Source organism: Labrys sp. E2SS-1L, assembly GCF_057073705.1.
On sequence record NZ_CP172712.1, the window covers coordinates 1,056,265 to 1,073,674 of the forward strand.

Genomic DNA, 17,410 nt, shown 5'->3' on the forward strand with positions numbered 1-17,410 from the left:
ATCTGGCTGACTCGCCACGGCGTTTTGTGATTTCCTGGAATCGCCAAGAATCGCAAAGACGCGTCCAAACAAAGAGTTAGGGCAAATAGCCGTTCACACTTGGACGCGTTTTGCTCTAGGAATCGCAAAGCTTTGGCACAATGCGATAATGGCTCCAGGCGGATCGATCCATGTCCACTCCCCTCGTCGGCAAGCGTATTCTTCTGATCATCGGTGGCGGTATCGCGGCCTATAAGGGCCTCGAACTGATTCGCCGCCTGCGCGAGCGCGGTGCCGATGTGCGGGCCATCCTGACCAAGGCCGGCGAAGCCTTCGTCACACCGCTCTCCGTCTCCGCCCTCACCGGCGACAAGGTCTATACCGACCTGTTCTCGCTGACGGACGAGGCCGAGATGGGGCATATCGAGATGTCGCGCGATGCCGACCTACTGGTGGTGGCGCCGGCGACGGCCGATCTCCTCGCCAAGATGGCGCAGGGGCTCGCCAATGATCTTGCCTCCACCACGCTTCTGGCCACCGACAAGAGCGTGCTGGTCGCCCCGGCCATGAATGTGCGCATGTGGCTGCATCCGTCGACCCAGCGCAACATCGCCCAGTTGCGCGAGGACGGTGTGCTCTTTGTCGGCCCGAATGACGGTGAGATGGCCTGCGGCGAATACGGGCCGGGACGGCTGGCCGAGCCCCTGGAGATCGTCGCTGCGATCGAAAAGGCCCTGGCGGGCCCGACCTTCATTCCGCTGCCTGGTTCGGTGGCTGCCGATACGCGCCTGCTGCCGGCACTGCCGCTTGCCGGCAAGCATGTACTGGTGACGGCCGGGCCGACGCATGAGCCGATCGATCCCGTGCGCTACATCGCCAACCGCTCCTCCGGCAAGCAGGGCTATGCCATTGCGGCGGCGGCCTTGGCCGCGGGGGCTCGCGTCACCCTGGTCTCGGGGCCGGTTGCGCTGCTGCCGCCGCCGGGGGTGAACCTGGTGCCGGTGGAGACAGCGCGCGAAATGCTGGATGCCGTCAGCACTGCGCTGCCGGCCGATATCGCCATCTTTGCGGCAGCGGTGGCCGATTGGCGCGTGGCCGATGCCGGTGCCCAGAAGATCAAGAAGGGCGCCGAGGCCACGCCGAGCTTTTCGCTGGTGGAAAATCCCGACATTCTCGCCACCATCGCAAAGGACAAGGCGCACCGGCCGTCCTTGGTCGTCGGTTTCGCGGCGGAGACCGAGCATGTCGTCGAGCATGCCAAGGCCAAGCTCGCCCGCAAGGGCTGCGATCTCATCGTCGCCAACGATGTCTCGCCGGAGAGCGGCGTGATGGGCGGGGACCGCAACCGCGTTCATCTCGTCTCCGCCTCGGGCATCGAGACCTGGCCCGACATGGACAAGGATGCGGTCGCCCGGGCTCTGGTGGCTCGTTTTGGCGAATTGGCCAGTGCCGCGGCGTGACCGGGGGCCGGTCTTCGGGGCCTGACCGAAAACCGGGGGAACCTCGACTTTTTGCCATCACCGGGCTTGTCCCGGTGATCCTGGGATCCCAGTCTCGATGGGGTTGCGGTATCGGGATGCCCCGGACGAGGCCGAGCATGGCAAAGGTGGAGTTATTCCGGGCCGTGTTGCGAGTTTTGAGACAGGCTCTTCAGACCCATCGACGCCGTCACCTGTCCCCACGATTTTGAAACAGGCGGGTCTGAAGACCCGCCCTCCACGCAGGATTGCCATGACCCTGACCATTCCCGTCAAGAAACTCGCCCATGCCGCCGACCTGCCGCTGCCCGCCTACCAGAGCGAGGGGGCGGCAGGTCTCGACCTGCCGGCAGCGCTGGGTCCGGGGGAAACCCTGGTTCTTGCACCGATGATGCGTGCTCTGGTGCCGACCGGGCTGGTTTTCCAAATTCCACAGGGCTATGAAGGACAAGTGCGCCCACGTTCCGGATTGGCTGTGAAAAGCGGAATTACCGTTTTGAACGCACCCGGTACGATAGACGCCGATTATCGCGGTGAGATTAAAGTCGCCCTGATCAATCTGAGTGTAGAATCTTTTGCCATCACCCATGGCATGCGAATCGCCCAGTTGGTCATTGCCCCGGTGACGTTGTCTGTCCTGGTCGAAACGGCGGAAGTCGATTCGACCGTTCGCGGCAGCGGCGGCTTCGGTTCGACGGGCACCGCAACCTAAAGCGTTTTGCGGTTCGAAAGAATCATTCGAATCGCAAGGACGCGTCGGAACGAGAAGTCAGAGGAAATGGGCGTTCAGTCTTGAACGCTCTTTGCTCTGGAATAGGACCGTATCAGGGGGTCGACATGCAGTTGCTTTCGCGCCGTTCCTTGCTTGGCCTCGCCGCCGTGGTCGATATCGCCCACCATTCGAGGCCCACGCCGGTCGCCGCCAAGGCTCTTGCTTCCCGGCATGCCTTGCCGCCGCGCCATCTGGAAACCTTGCTGCAGACCCTGGTGCGCCACAATATTCTCAAGGGGGTGCGCGGTCCGCGGGGCGGCTATGAACTGGCCCGCGAGCGGCGGCGCATCAGCGTCGGCGACATCGTACGCGCGGCGATGACCGATGCCGCCGGCGAGGATGATCCGGCGCCTGTCTCCACCCTGGTCGACCAGGTTATCGCCCCGGCGGTGAACCAGGCCTCGCAATCCTTCCTGGCCGAACTCGACCAGATCACCGTCGAGGATCTTTGCCGGGATGCCGAGCGCAAGCATGTCTTTGGCGGCACGCCTGCGAATATCGACTTTGCGATCTGAAAAACTTGGCGATCTAAAAACATTAGAAATATGTAATTCAACATAAACCTCGACATTTTCGTGGATTAATGTTGAATTCCAGCCGCTTTCAATCAAGGACGTTCCCCATGGCGAATGCCAATCATGTGCCCGGCCGCGGCCGCATCTACCAGTCGATCACCGAGACCATCGGCGACACGCCGCTGGTGCAGCTCAACCGGCTGGCCAAGGCCAAGAACGTCAAGGCGCGCATCCTCGCCAAGCTCGAATTCTTCAACCCGATCGCCAGCGTCAAGGATCGTATCGGCGTCAGCATGATCGATGCGCTGGAGAAGTCCGGTCATCTCAAGCCCGACACCGTGCTGGTGGAGCCGACCTCCGGCAATACCGGCATCGCGCTCGCCTTCGTCGCGGCCGCCCGCGGCTATCGCCTGATCCTCGTCATGCCGGAATCGATGTCGATCGAGCGCCGCAAGATGCTGGCCCTGCTCGGCGCCGAATTGGTGCTCACTCCGGCTGCCCAGGGCATGCGCGGCGCGGTCGCCAAGGCCGAGGAGATCGTCAAGGAACTGCCGAGCGCCATCATTCCCCAGCAGTTCCGCAATCCCGCCAATCCCGAGATCCATCGCCTCACCACGGCCGAGGAGATCTGGAACGACACCAAGGGTGACATCGACTATTTCGTCTCGGGCGTGGGCACCGGCGGCACCATCACCGGCGTCGGCCAGGTGCTCAAGCCGCGCAAGCCCGATCTCAAGATCGTCGCTGTGGAGCCGGAGGATTCGCCGGTGCTGTCGGGCGGCCAGCCCGGCCCCCACAAGATCCAGGGCATCGGCGCCGGCTTCGTGCCCGACGTGCTCGATCGCTCGGTGATCGACGACATCATCACCGTCGGCAACCAGACCTCCTTCGACACCGCCCGCCTCCTCGCCCGCATCGAGGGCATCCCCTGCGGTATTTCTTCGGGTGCGGCAGTTGCCGCGGCGCTGGAATTGGCGGCCCGCCCTGGCATGGACAACAAGTCCATCGTGGTGATCGTGCCCTCCTTCGCCGAGCGCTACATTTCCAGCGCCCTGTTCGAAGGGCTGTAAGGCGACCTGCCTGCCACGCAAAACACCCCCGGTCAGGCACTGGCCGGGGGTGTTTTGTCAGGTCATATGGTTCGCGTCTTTCCGGTGCACGGGCATCCTGCCCGTTCTATCTCACCGGCAAACGGTACGTTTCCAAGGACGGGCATCGCGACATGCAAACATGTCGCTGTGATGCCCGTGCACCCGGAGACGGCTCGATCAGATCCAGCTGTCGTCGCTGCCGCCGGAATCGTCCGAATCGTAATCGCCATCATCGTCGTCGTCATTCGAATCGTAGCTGGCGTCGCGCACATTGTCGTCGTTGTCGCGGCCCTTGTCGGCGTTTTCGTTGATGATGGTCTCGTTGATGGTGGTGTTGCCTTCGCCCCAGGGAGCAGAGCTGCCGCCGCCGAACAGGCCACCGCCGCCGCCGAACATCGAGCGCACGCCTTCGAACAGCAAGGCGCCGCCGGCGACGCCGGCCGCCGTCTGCAGGGCGCCCTGCAGGAAGCCGCCGCCACGGGCGGGCTGCTCGGCCTGCTGCGGAGGCACCTGCCCTGGCTGAGCCTGGTTGCGCTGGCCACCGAAGCCCTGCAGGGCCGAGCCGGCGCGCTCGAGGATGGATTGCGGCTGTGCAGGCTGCTGGGGCGCCTGCGGAGCTTGTTGCGCTTGCTGGGAGGCCGTTTCGGCGGCCTGCACCTTGGCATGCGCCTCGCGCAGGGCGTGGTCCTGCACCAGGACGGTCTGCACCAGCGCATAGGCTGCGCCGGGCGACCGAGCCATCTCCGTCGCGATGGCGGCTTCCGCCTCGTTATCGCGCCCGGTCGGGGCGGAACTGCGCAGGCGGTTGAACAGGTCCTCGATGAGGGCTTTTTCGTTGGGGGTCATCCTGACTCTCCTTCGCGGCTGCTTCCTGAGGGGGTAGGCCGCAACGCCTCCCATGTGGGTGCTGCACCTCAATCGGACAAGAACCGGCCAGAATTGGGGCGCGTTACAAAGGAGTAATGCCCCGGAGCGCGGACATCCTGTCCGCTCTTGAAACGATACGCTGCCAGGAAATTCGTTTGCCTTCGGCTTTTGCAGAGAAAAACGGGCGTTGTCCTATCCTGATATCTGATTGTTTCAAGAGCGGACAGGATGTCCGCGCTCCAGGCCTCAATGCGCTTCTTCCCAGTTGCCGGCGGCCCGCGCTTCGACCTGCAGCGGCACCTTGAGCTGCAGGGCCGGAAGGGCTGCATGCTCCATCACCTGGGAGACCACCGGCAGCGTCGCCTCGACTTCCTCCTCGGGTGCCTCGAAGACGAGTTCGTCATGCACCTGCAACAGCATCTTGGCCGAGAGCCCGGCTTTGAGGAGGGCGGCGTCCATCCGGCTCATGGCGCGTCGGATGATGTCGGCGGCCGAACCCTGGATCGGGGCGTTGATGGATTGGCGCTCGACGAAGGCCCGCTCGGACGGATTCTTCGATTCGATCGCCGGAAAATGCATCTTGCGGCCGAAGACGGTCTCGACATAGCCATTCGCGCGGCATTCGGCCTTCATCCGGTCCATGTAGTCGCGGATGCCGGGGAAGCGTTCGAAATACTTCTTGATATAGGCGCTCGCCTCCTCGCGGGGAATCGAGAGCTGATTGGCGAGCCCGAAGGCCGAGATGCCGTAGATGATGCCGAAATTGATGGCCTTGGCGCGCCGCCGCACCAGCGGGTCCATGCCCGCGACCGGCACGCCGAACATCTCCGAAGCCGTCATGGCGTGAATGTCGACGCCGTCCTCGAAGGCCTTGGTCAGCTGCGGGATCTCGGCGACGTGGGCGAGCACGCGCAGCTCGATCTGCGAATAGTCGGCCGAGATCAGCTTGGCGCCGGGAGCGGCGATGAAGGCCGAGCGGATCTTGCGGCCTTCCTCGGTGCGCACCGGAATGTTCTGCAGGTTGGGCTCGGAGGAGGACAGGCGGCCGGTGGTGGTCGCCGCCAGGGAGTAGGAGGTGTGCACCCTGCCCGATTTCGGGTTCACATAAGTGGGCAGGGCATCGGTATAGGTCGATTTGAGCTTGGTGAGCTGGCGCCAGGCCACGATGCGCCGCGGCAGTTCCAGGCCCTGGTCGGCCAGGTCCTCCAGGACCTGGGCCGAGGTCGCCCATTGGCCGGTGGGGGTCTTCTTGCCGCCGGGCAGTCCCATCTTGCCGAACAGGATGTCGCCGAGCTGCTTGGGTGAGCCGACATTGAAGTTCTCGCCGGCAAGCTCGTGGATCTCGGCCTCGAGCCGGGCGGCGCTCTGGGCGAATTCGCCGGACAAGCGCGCCAGGATCTGGCGATCGATCATGATGCCGCGCGATTCCATCTTGGCGAGCACGGCGACGAGCGGACGCTCCAGCGTCTCGTAGATGGTGACCAGCCCCTCGGCGACCAGGCGGGCCTTGAGCAGCAGCCACAGGCGCAGCGTGACGTCGGCATCCTCGGCGGCATAGGCGGTGGCGCGCTCGATGGTGACCTGGTCGAAGCCGATCAGCGACTTGCCGGAGCCGCAGACCTCGGAAAAGGCGATCGGCTTGTGGCCGAAATGACGCACGGACAATTCATCCATGCCGTGATTGCCGCGCCCGCCATCGACGACATAGGACATCAGCATGGTGTCGTCATAGGGCGCGACCTTGACGTTCTCCTCGCCCATCACCAGCGTGTCGTATTTCAGGTTCTGGCCGATCTTCAGCACGCCGGGATCTTCGAGCAGGCCCTTGAGCCGCTTCAGGGCCTCTGACACTTCGACCTGCCCGGCCATCATGCCGCCGCCGAACAGATCTGCCTTGTCGCGATGGCGCAGGGGCACGTAGCAAGCCTTGCCCGGCTCGACCGACAGGGAGAAGCCGACGAGATCGGCCTGCAGCGCGTCGAGCGAGGTGGTCTCGGTGTCGAAGGCGACATAACCGAGTTCGCGGGCCCTGCTGATCCAGCCGTCGAGCGCTTCCAGGCTGGCGACGGTTTCGTAGGAGCCGGCGTCGAAGGGAATGGCGGCGAGCCTGGCCTTGACGCTTTCCACCACGGCGGAGGGCGTGCCAGCCCCCGTGGCAACCGCAGGAACGGGAGAGACGCCGTCCGCGCCCGGCTTGGGCGCCGGCGTCCGGGCCGGGGCGGGCGAGAAATCGCTGTCGGGGATCTTCAGTGCCTCGTCGGCCGGAATATCGGCGACGTCGAGGCCGGCATCCTCGGCGATGCGGCGGGTCAGGGTGGAGAACTCCATCGCCTTCAGGAAGGCGATGGCGCCCTTGGCATCGAGGCCGGGGGCGATGAGATCCTCGATCGGCGTTTCCAGGGTGACGTCGGTGACGAGCTTCACCAGTTCGCGCGAGATACGGGCGAGCTTGATGTTTACGGGGTCGGTCAGGCTCTCGCGGCGCTTGGGCTGCTTGATCTCGCCGGCCCGGGCGAGGAGGCCTTCGAGGTCGCCATATTCATTGATCAGCTGCGCCGCCGTCTTGACGCCGATACCGGGCACGCCGGGGACATTGTCGGTGGAATCGCCGGCCAGGGCCTGCACATCGACCACCTTGTCGGGCGTCACGCCGAACTTCTCCAGCACCTCGGGCTCGGCGATCAGGCGCTCGGGACGCGAACCCTTGGCCTTCTGGTCGCCGGAAGCGGGATCGAACATCACCACGCCGGGCTGGATCAGCTGCATCAAATCCTTGTCGGCCGAGACGATGGTCACGTCGGCGCCGGCCTTGACGGCGATGTCGCAATAGGTGGCGATCAGATCGTCTGCCTCGTAGCGGGACTGCTCCACCGGCTTCAGGCCGAAGGCACGTACGGCAACCCGCATCAGCGGGAATTGCGGCACCAGCTCTTCCGGCGGCGGGGGACGGTGGCCCTTGTAGGGCGGGTAGATCTCCTTGCGGAAGGAGTCTTCAGATTTGTCGAAGATGATGCCGAGATGGGTGGGCTGCTTGCCCATCACCCCTTCCTTGATCATCTTGTGCAGCACGTTGCAGAACAGGCGCACCGCCCCCGTCGGCAGGCGGTCGGAGCGGTAATTGTAGCGGGCGTCCTGGTTGATCGACTGGAAATAGGCCCGGAAGATGAAGGATGAGCCGTCGACCAGGAAGACGTGGTCGCCCTTTCCGGGGGGGCGCGGAGCAGGAGTCATCAGGGCCTCGTCTTCGGTCTGTTCAGGACTGATTCTTGGAGCGCGATCATACAGGCTCGCATCGAGAAGGCGAGACCATGGATAAGTCCTCCCAGGAGGGCCCTCCCCGCGATTGCGCCCAACCTTCCGCGCCCCTACATTCGCCCCATGGCATTCTCATCCGAAGAGCTGGAGCGTTACGCCCGGCATGTCGTCATGCACGAGGTCGGCGGCGCCGGGCAACAGGCCCTGTCGCGGGCCCGTATCCTGGTGGTCGGCGCCGGCGGGCTCGGCGCCCCCGTGCTGCTCTATCTGGCGGCGGCAGGTGTCGGCACGCTCGGTATCGCCGACGACGATATCGTCTCGCTTTCCAACCTGCAGCGCCAGATCATCCATGCCACGCCCGATATCGGCCGTCCCAAGGTCGAGACGGCAAGCGAGGCGATCGCACGGCTCAATCCGCATGTGACGGTGGTTCCGCATGCCCTGCGCATCGATCCCGCCAACGCCGCCGGCCTGATCGCTTCCTATGACCTGGTGATCGACGGCTCGGACAATTTCGACACCCGCTATGCCGTCTCCGATGCCTGCTTCTTCGGCCGCAAGCCGCTGATCATGGGGGCGCTCGGCGTGTTCGACGCCATGCTGACCACATTGCGGCCCTTCGAGAGGAATGCCGAAGGCGAGCCCAACCCGACCTGGCGCTGCCTTTTCCCCCAAAAGCCGCCGCCGGGCACCATTCCAAGCTGTTCGGAGGCCGGCGTGCTCGGCGCGCTTGCCGGCGTGGCCGGCTCGATGATGGCGCTGGAGGCGATCCGCGAGATCGTCGGCTTCGGCACCGGGCTCACCGGCCGCCTGATCCATCTCGATGCGCGCGACATGCGCTTCGGCGAAACCCTTTATGGCTGGGATCCCGACAACCCGCTGAATGGCGAAGCCGCGCAAGCAACGGGCGAAACGGCGATGGCGCTTCGCGGCTGAGTGTGGCATGTCTCGCTGCCATGACCGAACCGCGATCCTATAGCCGCGTCTTTCTGCGCGCCCTCAATCTCGAAGCCCATATCGGCTATTACGAGCATGAGAAGGGCGTAACCCAGCCCCTGGTCGTGGATGTCGAGCTGACGTTGGCCGAAGCCCGTTTCGGCGACGACGATATCGAGGGCACGATCGATTATGACAAGATCGCCGCCATCGGCCGGGACCTGGCCGCCAGCCATGTCGACCTGCTCGAGACGTTCGCCGAGCGGCTCGCGCAGCGCTGCCTTGCCTTCGACCGTGCTGCAACCGTGCGCGTGCATGTCGAAAAGCCGCGCGCCGTGCCGGGCGCCATGGCCGGCGTCGAGATCCTGCGCGTCAAGTAGCCGGCCGCGGCCGCGATAGCCATCCAACTCGATTACAATTTGGCAAGGCTGGGTTCCCAGGCCGGGCGCGTCCCTCTATTTTGCCCGCGATTGTTCAATCGGGTTGAGATTTTCCATGGAAAAAATGATCGAGCGCTGCCTTGTCGCCTCGCGCTGGGTGCTGGCGCCCTTCTATATCGGGCTGGTCATCGCCCTGTTCGTCGTCCTGCTGAAATTCGGGCAGGAACTGCTGCATTATGTCGTCGGCGCCTATGGCTTCACCACTGAGGAAACGGTGATCGGCGTGCTGGAGCTGGTCGATCTTGCCCTGCTCGGCAGCCTGATCCTGATCGTGATCTTCTCGGGCTATGAGAATTTCGTCTCGAAGATCGACGGCACCGAACATCTGTCCTGGCCGTCCTGGATGACCAAGGTCGATTTCGCCGGCCTCAAGCTCAAACTGCTGGCCTCGATCGTGCTGATCTCGGCCATCCAGCTCCTGAAGGGCTTCATGCAGATCGAGAAGCTGACCGACCGCGACCTTTATTGGCTGGTCGGCATCCACATGGTGTTCATGATCTCGGGCGTGTTGCTGGCCTTCTCGGACCTGTTGCAGGCCAAGGCGGGCCATCCCGACGATTGAGGTCGCGGCTTGGCGCTGCTCGACTGCCCATGCCGCCTTCGGCCGGAAGGCAGGCTTCGGGCCGTTTCTACGGCGCTGCGATGACCTGGCTGCAGGCGGCGGGCAGATCGCTCAGGGTGAGCTGGCGCGGCGGGTGCGGCGGCTTGGGGCGCGGCTTGGGATGCAGCACCGCATCCGAGAACCAGTAGTCGAGTTCCTTGCCGCAGCCCTCATCGCCTGTCGGCGGCTTCTGGGGCGTGCAGCTCGGGCTGCCGCGCGGGCAGGTGATGCGGACATGGAAATGATAGTCGTGCCCATACATCGGGCGCACCTTGCCGAGCCAGGAGCGGTCACCGGTGGCATCGCGGCACATCGCCTTCTTGATGGCGGCGTTGACGAAGATGCGTTCGACCGCCGGATCCTGGGCGGCGGCGCGCACGATGCCCATCTGGCCCGCGGTCCACGAGCGCGAAACGTCGAGCCGGTCCGGGCGCACCATCATCACGGCACTCTTGGTCTCGCGCTCGGCGACGCTGAGCCTGCGGTTCGGCATGGGCGTCAGCCAGATGTCGGCATCGAGCCCGATCTGATGCGAGGCATGGCCTGTCAACATCGGGCCGCCGCGCGGCTGCGCCATGTCGCCGATCAGGATGCCGGGCCAGCCGGCCACGGTCGGGGCCTTGGCCGCGAGATTCTTCACCACCCGGATGACGGCAGCATTGCCCCAGGCGCGATTGCGCGAGGGGCGCATGACCTGCCAGGTCGGTCCGTCGGCCGGCAGTTCCACGCCGTTCGACAGGCAGCCCTTGGCGTAGAAGCCGATCGAGCCGAGGCCGATATTGGCCGGCGTCTCGGCGCGGCCGAAGAGCTGCTTGGCGGGGGTGGCAGCCGTCACCGCGCCGAGCGGCGGCAGTTTGTAGCCGGGCGGGGTGATGTCCTGCGCCACGGCCGATCCCCCCATGGCCAGGAGCGGCAAGGCGGCCAGGGCCAAGCCGCATTTGAGCGACGGAAAGGTCCGGACGAAACGGCGCATGCGTGCTCCCGCGAAGTGATTCGTGACCGCATCCTATCCTGTCTTTTCCCAAACGGCAGCATCGAGCGGTAATCCCTCGGATTTCGGATCCCGCCGGCCGGAGCATGGAAACCGAAAATTAACCATGTTCGATTCATGCTTTGTTCGGCTCCGGGCGGACTTGCATCCTGTGCGAAAGCGCATGGCGAATAAGGGCCCGGTACGGCCAATGTCAGCGAACCGCATCGAGGAACCTGTCATGCCTGCCCCGCATCTGAGCGCGAAATTCCGCTGGATCGCCGTTGCCTTCACGCTCTTCGTCGCCGCGCTCTGCCAGCTGGCCCCGGCCTCCGCGGGCGTCGTGGCCAAGGTCGATATCGCCAGGCAGCGCATGACCGTGATCGTGGACGGCAATGTCGAGGCGGTCTGGGCCGTGTCGACCGCGCGGCGCGGCTATTATACCCCGCGCGGCATCTACCGCCCCAAGCTGCTCAAGCGCATGCATTACTCGAAGAAATACGACAATTCGCCGATGCCCTATTCGGTGTTCTTCAAGGGGGGCTATGCGGTGCACGGTACCTATTCGGTCAAGCAGCTCGGTCGTGCCGCTTCCCATGGCTGCATCCGGCTGGCGCCGTCCCACGCTGCAGCCCTCTACCAGCTCATCCGGCACCGAGGCATGTCGGATACGCGCGTGGTGATCGGCTAGCCGCTGGATTTCACCGAACTGGGCCGGTAATCGCCTCGAATCTGCATATCAGCCGTGCACATTCGCGCGAGAGGCCATTCCGCTCCTTGACGCTGGGCCGGTGCATTCCTAGCTTGAGGGCAACGGATATTTGCATGGCGATTCCGCCATTCCCGCTGTGGAGATTCTCGAAATGGGTGCCAACACGATCAAGGTCACGGATGCCTCCTTCGCCAATGACGTGCTGAATTCGGCTGAGCCGGTCGTCGTCGATTTCTGGGCCGAGTGGTGCGGTCCCTGCCGCATGATCGCGCCCGCCCTCGACGAGATCGCCACCGAGATGGCCGGCAAGGTCAAGATCGCCAAGCTGAACGTCGACGAGAACCCGCAGATCGCTTCGCAGTTCCGCGTGATGTCGATCCCGATGCTCATCGTGTTCAAGGACGGCAAGCCCGTCGCCCAGAAGGTCGGCGCCGCTCCCAAGGGCGAGTTGTCGCGCTGGGTTTCGGCCTCGGCGGCCTGAGGCGAAAACTCGCTTCAGCATCTGCTTTGTGAATGAAGGCGGCCTCCGGGCCGCCTTTTTCATGCCGCCAGCGTTGCCGCACGCAGGGCATCGGCATCGCCGATCTTCAGGCCGATCGCCTCGATCGCCTGGCGTGTCAGCGACACCAGTTCGGCATTGTCCCGGGCCAGCGTGCCGTCGGGGCGATGAAGGTTGTTCTCGAAGCCGACGCGGGCGTGCCCGCCAAGTCGGGCTGCGGCGGTGACGCAGGCTGCTTCCTGCGGCCCGAAGGCGCACAGGCTCCAGGGATCGAAGCGTGGCATGTCCTCGGCGAGGAAGGGCAGAAGATCGGCGGGGCTGGAGGTCTGGTCCGCCGTATAGCGGCCGAGAACATAGAGCACGGGCAGTTTTTCATAGGGGATGAGGCCCCGCTGCTGCATGTCGGCCAGGCGCACGGCTTCGTCCGGCGTGTAGAGGATGATCTGCGGCATGGCGCCGATCAGCCTGAGGAACAGCAGCAATTCGGCAAAGGCGGCTTCCTCAGCGGCAACGGGCACGAGTTCGCGCAAGGCAAGCGATACCGCCTCCGGCCTGGTGGCGCGGATGACGGCCCTTTGTTCCGCCGGTGAATAGAGGCCGAGCGCCTCGCTGGTGACCTGCACCACGAGATCCTTGCCCGTCACGGCGGCAATCGCGGCGATGACGGCGCGATAGGCCTCGGCATCGAGCAAATGGCTGCCATCCTTGCGCCGGACATGGACATGGATCATGGCCGCTCCGGCCTCGAGACAGGTTGCGGCCGTCTGCGCCAGGGCGGAGGCCGTCATCGGCAGGGCCGGGTGATCCGCTTTGGTCCGTCGGCCGCCATTGGGAGCGACGGCTATGAAACGGGGGGCGCAATCCAGCGTAGCCGACAAATCCGTCTCCGGGTAAGGATTCATTTGTATCAATACGATAGCATATGATACATTTGTTTCAATAATCCTTCCGACGGAGCACAGGGCATGACCAAGCTTGTGGATCTCGACGGCCTGGCCGAGGAGATCGTCAGGGGCTTTGACGCGATGCCGGCGCAGATCAAGGCAGCCGCGCGCTATGTGCTGGAGAATCCGCGCGATGTCGCTCTTCTGTCGATGCGGGAACAGGCCCGCCGTGCCGGCGTGCAGCCGGCGACCATGATGCGGCTGGCCCGGCAATTGGGTTTCGACGGTTACGAGGCCCTGCGGGAACGGCATGCCGATACGCTGCGGGAAGCGCCGACAGGTTTCGCGGGCCAGGCGGGCGACCATCTTACCCGGCAGGAGCGCGGCGGCGACGGAGACCTTGCCGCCGCCATGCTCGCCATGCTCGGCGCCCAGCTTGGTGGGCTTGCGACAGCCAAACCGCTCGCCGCATTTGCTGGCGCTGCGCAGGCGCTTGCTTCAGCACGCCGCATCCATTGCCTTGGCCTGCGGGCGAGCCATCCGGTCGCCTGGCACCTGCATTATGCACTCACCCTGATCGGCAGGCCCAGCGTGCTGCTCGACGGGATCGCCGCCACCGGCGCCGACGCCCTCATCGGTGCCGCCCCGGGCGAGGTGATGGTGGCTGTCAGCCTGCAACCCTATACGCGCCTCACCCTCGAGCTCGCCGAGCATGCCGCTTCGCATGGGCTGTCGGTCCTCGCCATCACCGACAGCGAAGTGGCGCCGCTGGCCAGGATCTCGCGCCATCACCTCGTCGTGCCGACGGCCAGCCCCTCCTTCCTGCATGCCGTGACGCCGGCCTTCGCGGCGGCCGAAGTGCTGGCTGCGCTGGTGGCCGGCCATGACGGCGAAGCCGCACTTGCCGCCTTGCGCCGGACCGATGCGCATCTGGCCGCCCTCGGCACCCACTTGACCCAGCGTCCCCAGCCGAAACTTCCTGGAACCTCTCCATGAGCCATCTGCTCCATCGTGCCGCCAATGCCGTCATGCCGGTCGCCGCCGGGGGGCGCGGCATCGAACTGATCGATGCCGCCGGCAAGCGCTATATCGATGCCTCGGGCGGGGCCGCGGTCTCCTGCCTCGGCCATGGCCATCCGGCCGTGCGGGAGGCCCTGCACCGCCAGCTCGATATGCTCGCCTATGCCCATACCTCTTTCTTCACCACCGAGGTCGCCGAGCAACTGGCGGATTGCCTGATCGCCCATGCGCCTGCCGGGCTGGAGCGGGCCTATCTCGTCAGCGGAGGCTCGGAGGCCGTCGAGGCGGCCCTGAAGATGGCGCGGCAATATTTCGTCGAGAAGGGGCAGCAGCAGCGCCGGCATGTGATTGCTCGGCGCCAGAGCTTTCACGGCAATACGCTGGCGGCCCTCGCCGCCGGAGGCAATCAGTGGCGCAGGGCCCAGTTCCTGCCGCTGCTGATCGAGACCCATCATATCGATCCCTGCTTCGCCTATCGCTTCCAGGCACCGGGCGAGAGCGACGAAGCTTATGCAGCGCGGGCCGCACAGGCCCTTGAGGACAAGATTCTCGAATTGGGGCCGGATGAAGTCCTCGCTTTCCTGGCCGAGACGGTGGTCGGCGCCACGGCGGGCGCGGTGCCGCCCGTTGCGGGCTACTTCGCCCGCATCCGCGAGATCTGCGACCGCTACGGTGTCTTGCTCATCCTCGACGAAGTCATGTGCGGCATGGGGCGTACGGGCACGCTGCATGCCTGCGAGCAGGAGGGCGTGGCGCCTGATCTCATGACCATCGCCAAGGGCCTCGGCGGCGGCTATCAGCCGATCGGCGCCGTCCTGCTCAGCGGCGCGATCTTCGAGGCCTTCGCCGGAGGTTCGGGATTCTTCCAGCATGGCCACACCTATATGGGCCATGCCATGGCCGCCGCGGCCGCCTTGGCCGTACAGGAGACAATCGTGCGCGATAATCTTCTGGCCAATGTCGTCGTCATGGGCGGCCACCTGCAGGAACGGCTGGAGCAACGTTTCGCCAACCATGCCCATATCGGCGACGTCAGGGGCCGCGGCCTGTTCCGCGCCATCGAGTTCGTCGCCGAGCGCAGCAGCAAGCAGCCCTTCGATCCCGCGCTCAAGCTCCACGCCGCCGTCAAGCGCGAGGCCATGGCGCGCGGGCTGATGATCTACCCGATGGGCGGTACCATCGATGGCGTCGAGGGCGACCATGTCCTGCTGGCACCACCCTTCATCATCGAGCGCAACGCGGTCGATGCCGTGGTCGAGCGCCTTGGCGATGCGGTCGATGCGGCCGTGGCCAGCCTGCCGGTGGCAAAGCGCCGAACGATTTCTTGAGGCTGAGAGGGGGCCGGGTCAGACACGGCTCTATCGACGCAAGCCGAAATCCCGTCTAGCAATGAGACCTTCGGAGGCGTGCGCCGCCGGCGGGCCGTTGATGCGGTCCCGGGGAGCGGTCGTGCCGAGATGATCGATGTTCCCGAGCAAGTCGGGTGCAGCGGAGGCCTGATTCTCTCAACCTGGTTCGAATCAGGCTCTGAACGTCAAGGAAATGAGCGCGGCGTTCCGGCCTCGGGGGGCGGAAACCGCGCAGTCAGAGGAGGAGCCTATGCACCACGTCCGTCCGGTGACCGTCACCGGTCTTGTCGTCGCACTGACCTTCGCACCCCTTGCAGGGGCCCATGCCGCTTCGCCGGCGCCGGTGGAGGCCGAGCACGGCATGGTCGTCACCACCCAGCGCCTGGCCACGCAGGCCGGCGTGGACGTCCTCAAGAAAGGCGGCAACGCCATCGATGCCGCCGTGGCGGTCGGCTACACGCTGGCGGTGGTCTGGCCGGAAGCCGGCAATATCGGTGGCGGCGGCTTCATGACCATCCGCACCAAGGACGGCAAGTCGACCTTCATCGATTTCCGCGAGCGGGCGCCGGCGGCCTCCACCAAGAACATGTATCTCGACGACAAGGGCAACCCGGTGAAGGGCGCCTCCACGGATGGCTATCTCGCCGTCGGCGTGCCCGGCTCGGTGGCAGGCTTCGAATATGCCCGCGAGAAATATGGCTCCCTGCCGCGCAAGGATTTGATGGAAGCCGCCATTCGCTATGCCAAGGATGGCTATGTGCTCGGCCAGGGCGACGTCGCCTCGGTGAAGGAGAATGCCGACTGGCTCAAGCGCGATCCCAACGCGGCCAAGATCTTCCTGCAGGCCGACGGCAAGCCGCATGCGGTCGGCGACACCTTCAAGCAGCCCGATCTCGCCGCCTCGCTTTCCGCCATTTCCGAAAAGGGCCAGGATGCCTTCTACAAGGGCGCGATCGCCGATGCCATCGTCAAGGCGTCCGGCGCCAAGGGCGGCATCCTCAAGAAGGAGGATTTCGAGCAGTACAAGGTGCGCGAGCTCGAGCCGGTGAAGTGCAATTATCGCGGCTACGACATCATCTCCTCGCCCCCGCCGAGCTCCGGCGGCGTGATCATCTGCGAGATCCTCAACGTGCTGGAGGGCTATCCGCTCTCCTATCTCGGCGCTGATTCGGCCAATACCGTGCATCTGATGGTGGAGGCGATGCGCTACGCCTATGTCGACCGCAATTCCAGCCTGGGCGATCCCGATTTCGTCAAGAACCCCGTCCCGCATCTGCTCGACAAGAACTACGCCGCCGAGATCCGGGCCAAGATCAATCCCTACAAGGCCGGCGTTTCCAAGGAGCTGATGCCCAAGGGCATGGGCGAGTCCAAGGAAACCACGCATTATTCGATCATCGACAATGACGGCAATGCCGTCGCCGTCACCTATACGCTGAACGGCTCCTATGGCGCCGGCGTGGTGGCCGAGGGTACCGGCATCCTGCTCAACAACGAGATGGACGACTTCACCGCCAAGCCCGGCGTGCCCAACCTCTACGGGCTGGTGCAGGGCGAGGCCAATGCCATCGAACCCAAGAAGACGCCGCTTTCCTCGATGAGTCCCACCGTGGTCACCAAGGATGGCAAGCCCTTCATGGTGATCGGCAGCCCCGGCGGCTCGCGCATCATCACCATCACGCTGCAGGCCATCCTCAACGTGATCGACCATGGCCTGGATATCCAGGAAGCCGTCGATGCGCCGCGCATCCACCATCAATGGCTGCCCGACCAGATCTATACCGAGCCCCAGGCGCTCTCGCCCGACACGGTGAAGCTGCTGGTCGAGATGGGCTACAAGGTGGATGAGGGCGACCCGGCCTGGCCGGTCTGGGGCAAGGCGGCCGGCATCCTAGTCGGCGGCAAGGATCTCGCCACCATCAAGAAAGGCGACGGTGCCCGTTACAACGGCGCCATGGACAGCCGCGTCGAATCAGGCCTGGCGGCCGGATATTGAGGCTGCGTTTCTTACCCTCCCCCTCCAGGGGAGGGTAAAACGCACT

The 17,410-nt window shown here is 64.9% G+C and carries 16 protein-coding genes; 12 read left to right on the top strand and 4 right to left on the bottom strand.

Features of this window, described 5'->3' with window-relative positions:
- The first annotated feature begins 170 nt into the window (after positions 1–170).
- From coaBC to cysK, 4 genes are all read left to right on the top strand, one after another.
- Positions 171–1,439 carry a bifunctional phosphopantothenoylcysteine decarboxylase/phosphopantothenate--cysteine ligase CoaBC gene (gene coaBC / locus ACIGJE_RS04815; protein WP_311939817.1) on the top strand — a complete coding sequence of 423 codons (1,269 nt, stop codon included), beginning with the start codon at positions 171–173 and terminating at the stop codon, positions 1,437–1,439.
- A 271-nt stretch (positions 1,440–1,710) separates the two neighbouring features.
- On the top strand, positions 1,711–2,169 hold the full coding sequence (gene dut, locus ACIGJE_RS04820; RefSeq protein ID WP_367623681.1) for a dUTP diphosphatase: 459 nt from the start codon (positions 1,711–1,713) through the stop codon (positions 2,167–2,169).
- Between the two features lie 125 nt (positions 2,170–2,294).
- Positions 2,295–2,744: an RrF2 family transcriptional regulator gene (locus tag ACIGJE_RS04825; protein WP_311939813.1), complete on the top strand. Its 450-nt coding sequence runs from the start codon at positions 2,295–2,297 to the stop codon at positions 2,742–2,744.
- Positions 2,745–2,851: 107 nt separating this feature from the next.
- The gene (gene cysK, locus ACIGJE_RS04830) at positions 2,852–3,814 is read left to right on the top strand and encodes a cysteine synthase A (protein ID WP_068292673.1); all 963 of its coding nucleotides are present in this window, start codon (positions 2,852–2,854) and stop codon (positions 3,812–3,814) included.
- Between the two features lie 198 nt (positions 3,815–4,012).
- Here the strand turns inward: cysK and ACIGJE_RS04835 are convergent, their stop codons facing one another.
- Both ACIGJE_RS04835 and polA read right to left on the bottom strand, forming a co-directional pair.
- Complete coding sequence (locus ACIGJE_RS04835) at positions 4,013–4,681, bottom strand: DUF2076 domain-containing protein (RefSeq protein ID WP_483679415.1); 669 nt, start codon at positions 4,679–4,681, stop codon at positions 4,013–4,015.
- Positions 4,682–4,948: 267 nt separating this feature from the next.
- Positions 4,949–7,933: a DNA polymerase I gene (gene polA / locus ACIGJE_RS04840; protein ID WP_483679417.1), complete on the bottom strand. Its 2,985-nt coding sequence runs from the start codon at positions 7,931–7,933 to the stop codon at positions 4,949–4,951.
- A gap of 147 nt (positions 7,934–8,080) precedes the next feature.
- Here polA and ACIGJE_RS04845 point away from each other — a divergent pair, with 147 nt between their 5' ends.
- The 3 genes from ACIGJE_RS04845 (at position 8,081) to ACIGJE_RS04855 (ending at position 9,895) form a co-directional block, all read left to right on the top strand.
- Positions 8,081–8,893 (top strand): HesA/MoeB/ThiF family protein, encoded by an 813-nt coding sequence (locus ACIGJE_RS04845; protein WP_311939807.1) that lies wholly within the window; start codon positions 8,081–8,083, stop codon positions 8,891–8,893.
- Positions 8,894–8,913: 20 nt separating this feature from the next.
- The gene (gene folB / locus ACIGJE_RS04850) at positions 8,914–9,273 is read left to right on the top strand and encodes a dihydroneopterin aldolase (protein ID WP_210249987.1); all 360 of its coding nucleotides are present in this window, start codon (positions 8,914–8,916) and stop codon (positions 9,271–9,273) included.
- 115 nt (positions 9,274–9,388) lie between these two features.
- Positions 9,389–9,895, top strand: coding sequence for a TIGR00645 family protein (locus ACIGJE_RS04855; protein ID WP_068292686.1), 507 nt, complete (start codon positions 9,389–9,391; stop codon positions 9,893–9,895).
- 67 nt (positions 9,896–9,962) lie between these two features.
- Here the strand turns inward: ACIGJE_RS04855 and mepA are convergent, their stop codons facing one another.
- Entirely contained in the window at positions 9,963–10,907 is a 945-nt protein-coding gene (mepA, locus tag ACIGJE_RS04860; RefSeq protein WP_483679419.1) for a penicillin-insensitive murein endopeptidase, read from the bottom strand.
- A 238-nt stretch (positions 10,908–11,145) separates the two neighbouring features.
- On the opposite strand from mepA, the gene ACIGJE_RS04865 reads away from it, so the two are divergent.
- Positions 11,146–11,595 (top strand): L,D-transpeptidase, encoded by a 450-nt coding sequence (locus tag ACIGJE_RS04865; protein ID WP_311939797.1) that lies wholly within the window; start codon positions 11,146–11,148, stop codon positions 11,593–11,595.
- Positions 11,596–11,767: 172 nt separating this feature from the next.
- Positions 11,768–12,097 (top strand): thioredoxin, encoded by a 330-nt coding sequence (trxA, locus tag ACIGJE_RS04870; protein ID WP_068292695.1) that lies wholly within the window; start codon positions 11,768–11,770, stop codon positions 12,095–12,097.
- Between the two features lie 59 nt (positions 12,098–12,156).
- Here trxA and ACIGJE_RS04875 read toward each other — a convergent pair whose 3' ends face one another.
- Positions 12,157–12,993 (bottom strand): beta-keto acid cleavage family enzyme, encoded by an 837-nt coding sequence (locus ACIGJE_RS04875; RefSeq protein WP_483679421.1) that lies wholly within the window; start codon positions 12,991–12,993, stop codon positions 12,157–12,159.
- A 99-nt stretch (positions 12,994–13,092) separates the two neighbouring features.
- On the opposite strand from ACIGJE_RS04875, the gene ACIGJE_RS04880 reads away from it, so the two are divergent.
- The 3 genes from ACIGJE_RS04880 to ggt all read left to right on the top strand — a co-directional run bounded on the left by ACIGJE_RS04880 (position 13,093) and on the right by ggt (position 17,364).
- Positions 13,093–13,995: a MurR/RpiR family transcriptional regulator gene (locus ACIGJE_RS04880; RefSeq protein ID WP_483680206.1), complete on the top strand. Its 903-nt coding sequence runs from the start codon at positions 13,093–13,095 to the stop codon at positions 13,993–13,995.
- Positions 13,992–15,347 carry an aspartate aminotransferase family protein gene (locus tag ACIGJE_RS04885; protein WP_311939791.1) on the top strand — a complete coding sequence of 452 codons (1,356 nt, stop codon included), beginning with the start codon at positions 13,992–13,994 and terminating at the stop codon, positions 15,345–15,347. Before ACIGJE_RS04880 ends, ACIGJE_RS04885 begins: the two co-directional genes overlap by 4 nt.
- A gap of 271 nt (positions 15,348–15,618) precedes the next feature.
- Positions 15,619–17,364, top strand: a complete 1,746-nt coding sequence (ggt, locus tag ACIGJE_RS04890) for a gamma-glutamyltransferase (protein WP_483679423.1) — start codon at positions 15,619–15,621, stop codon at positions 17,362–17,364.
- Positions 17,365–17,410: the final 46 nt, after the last annotated feature.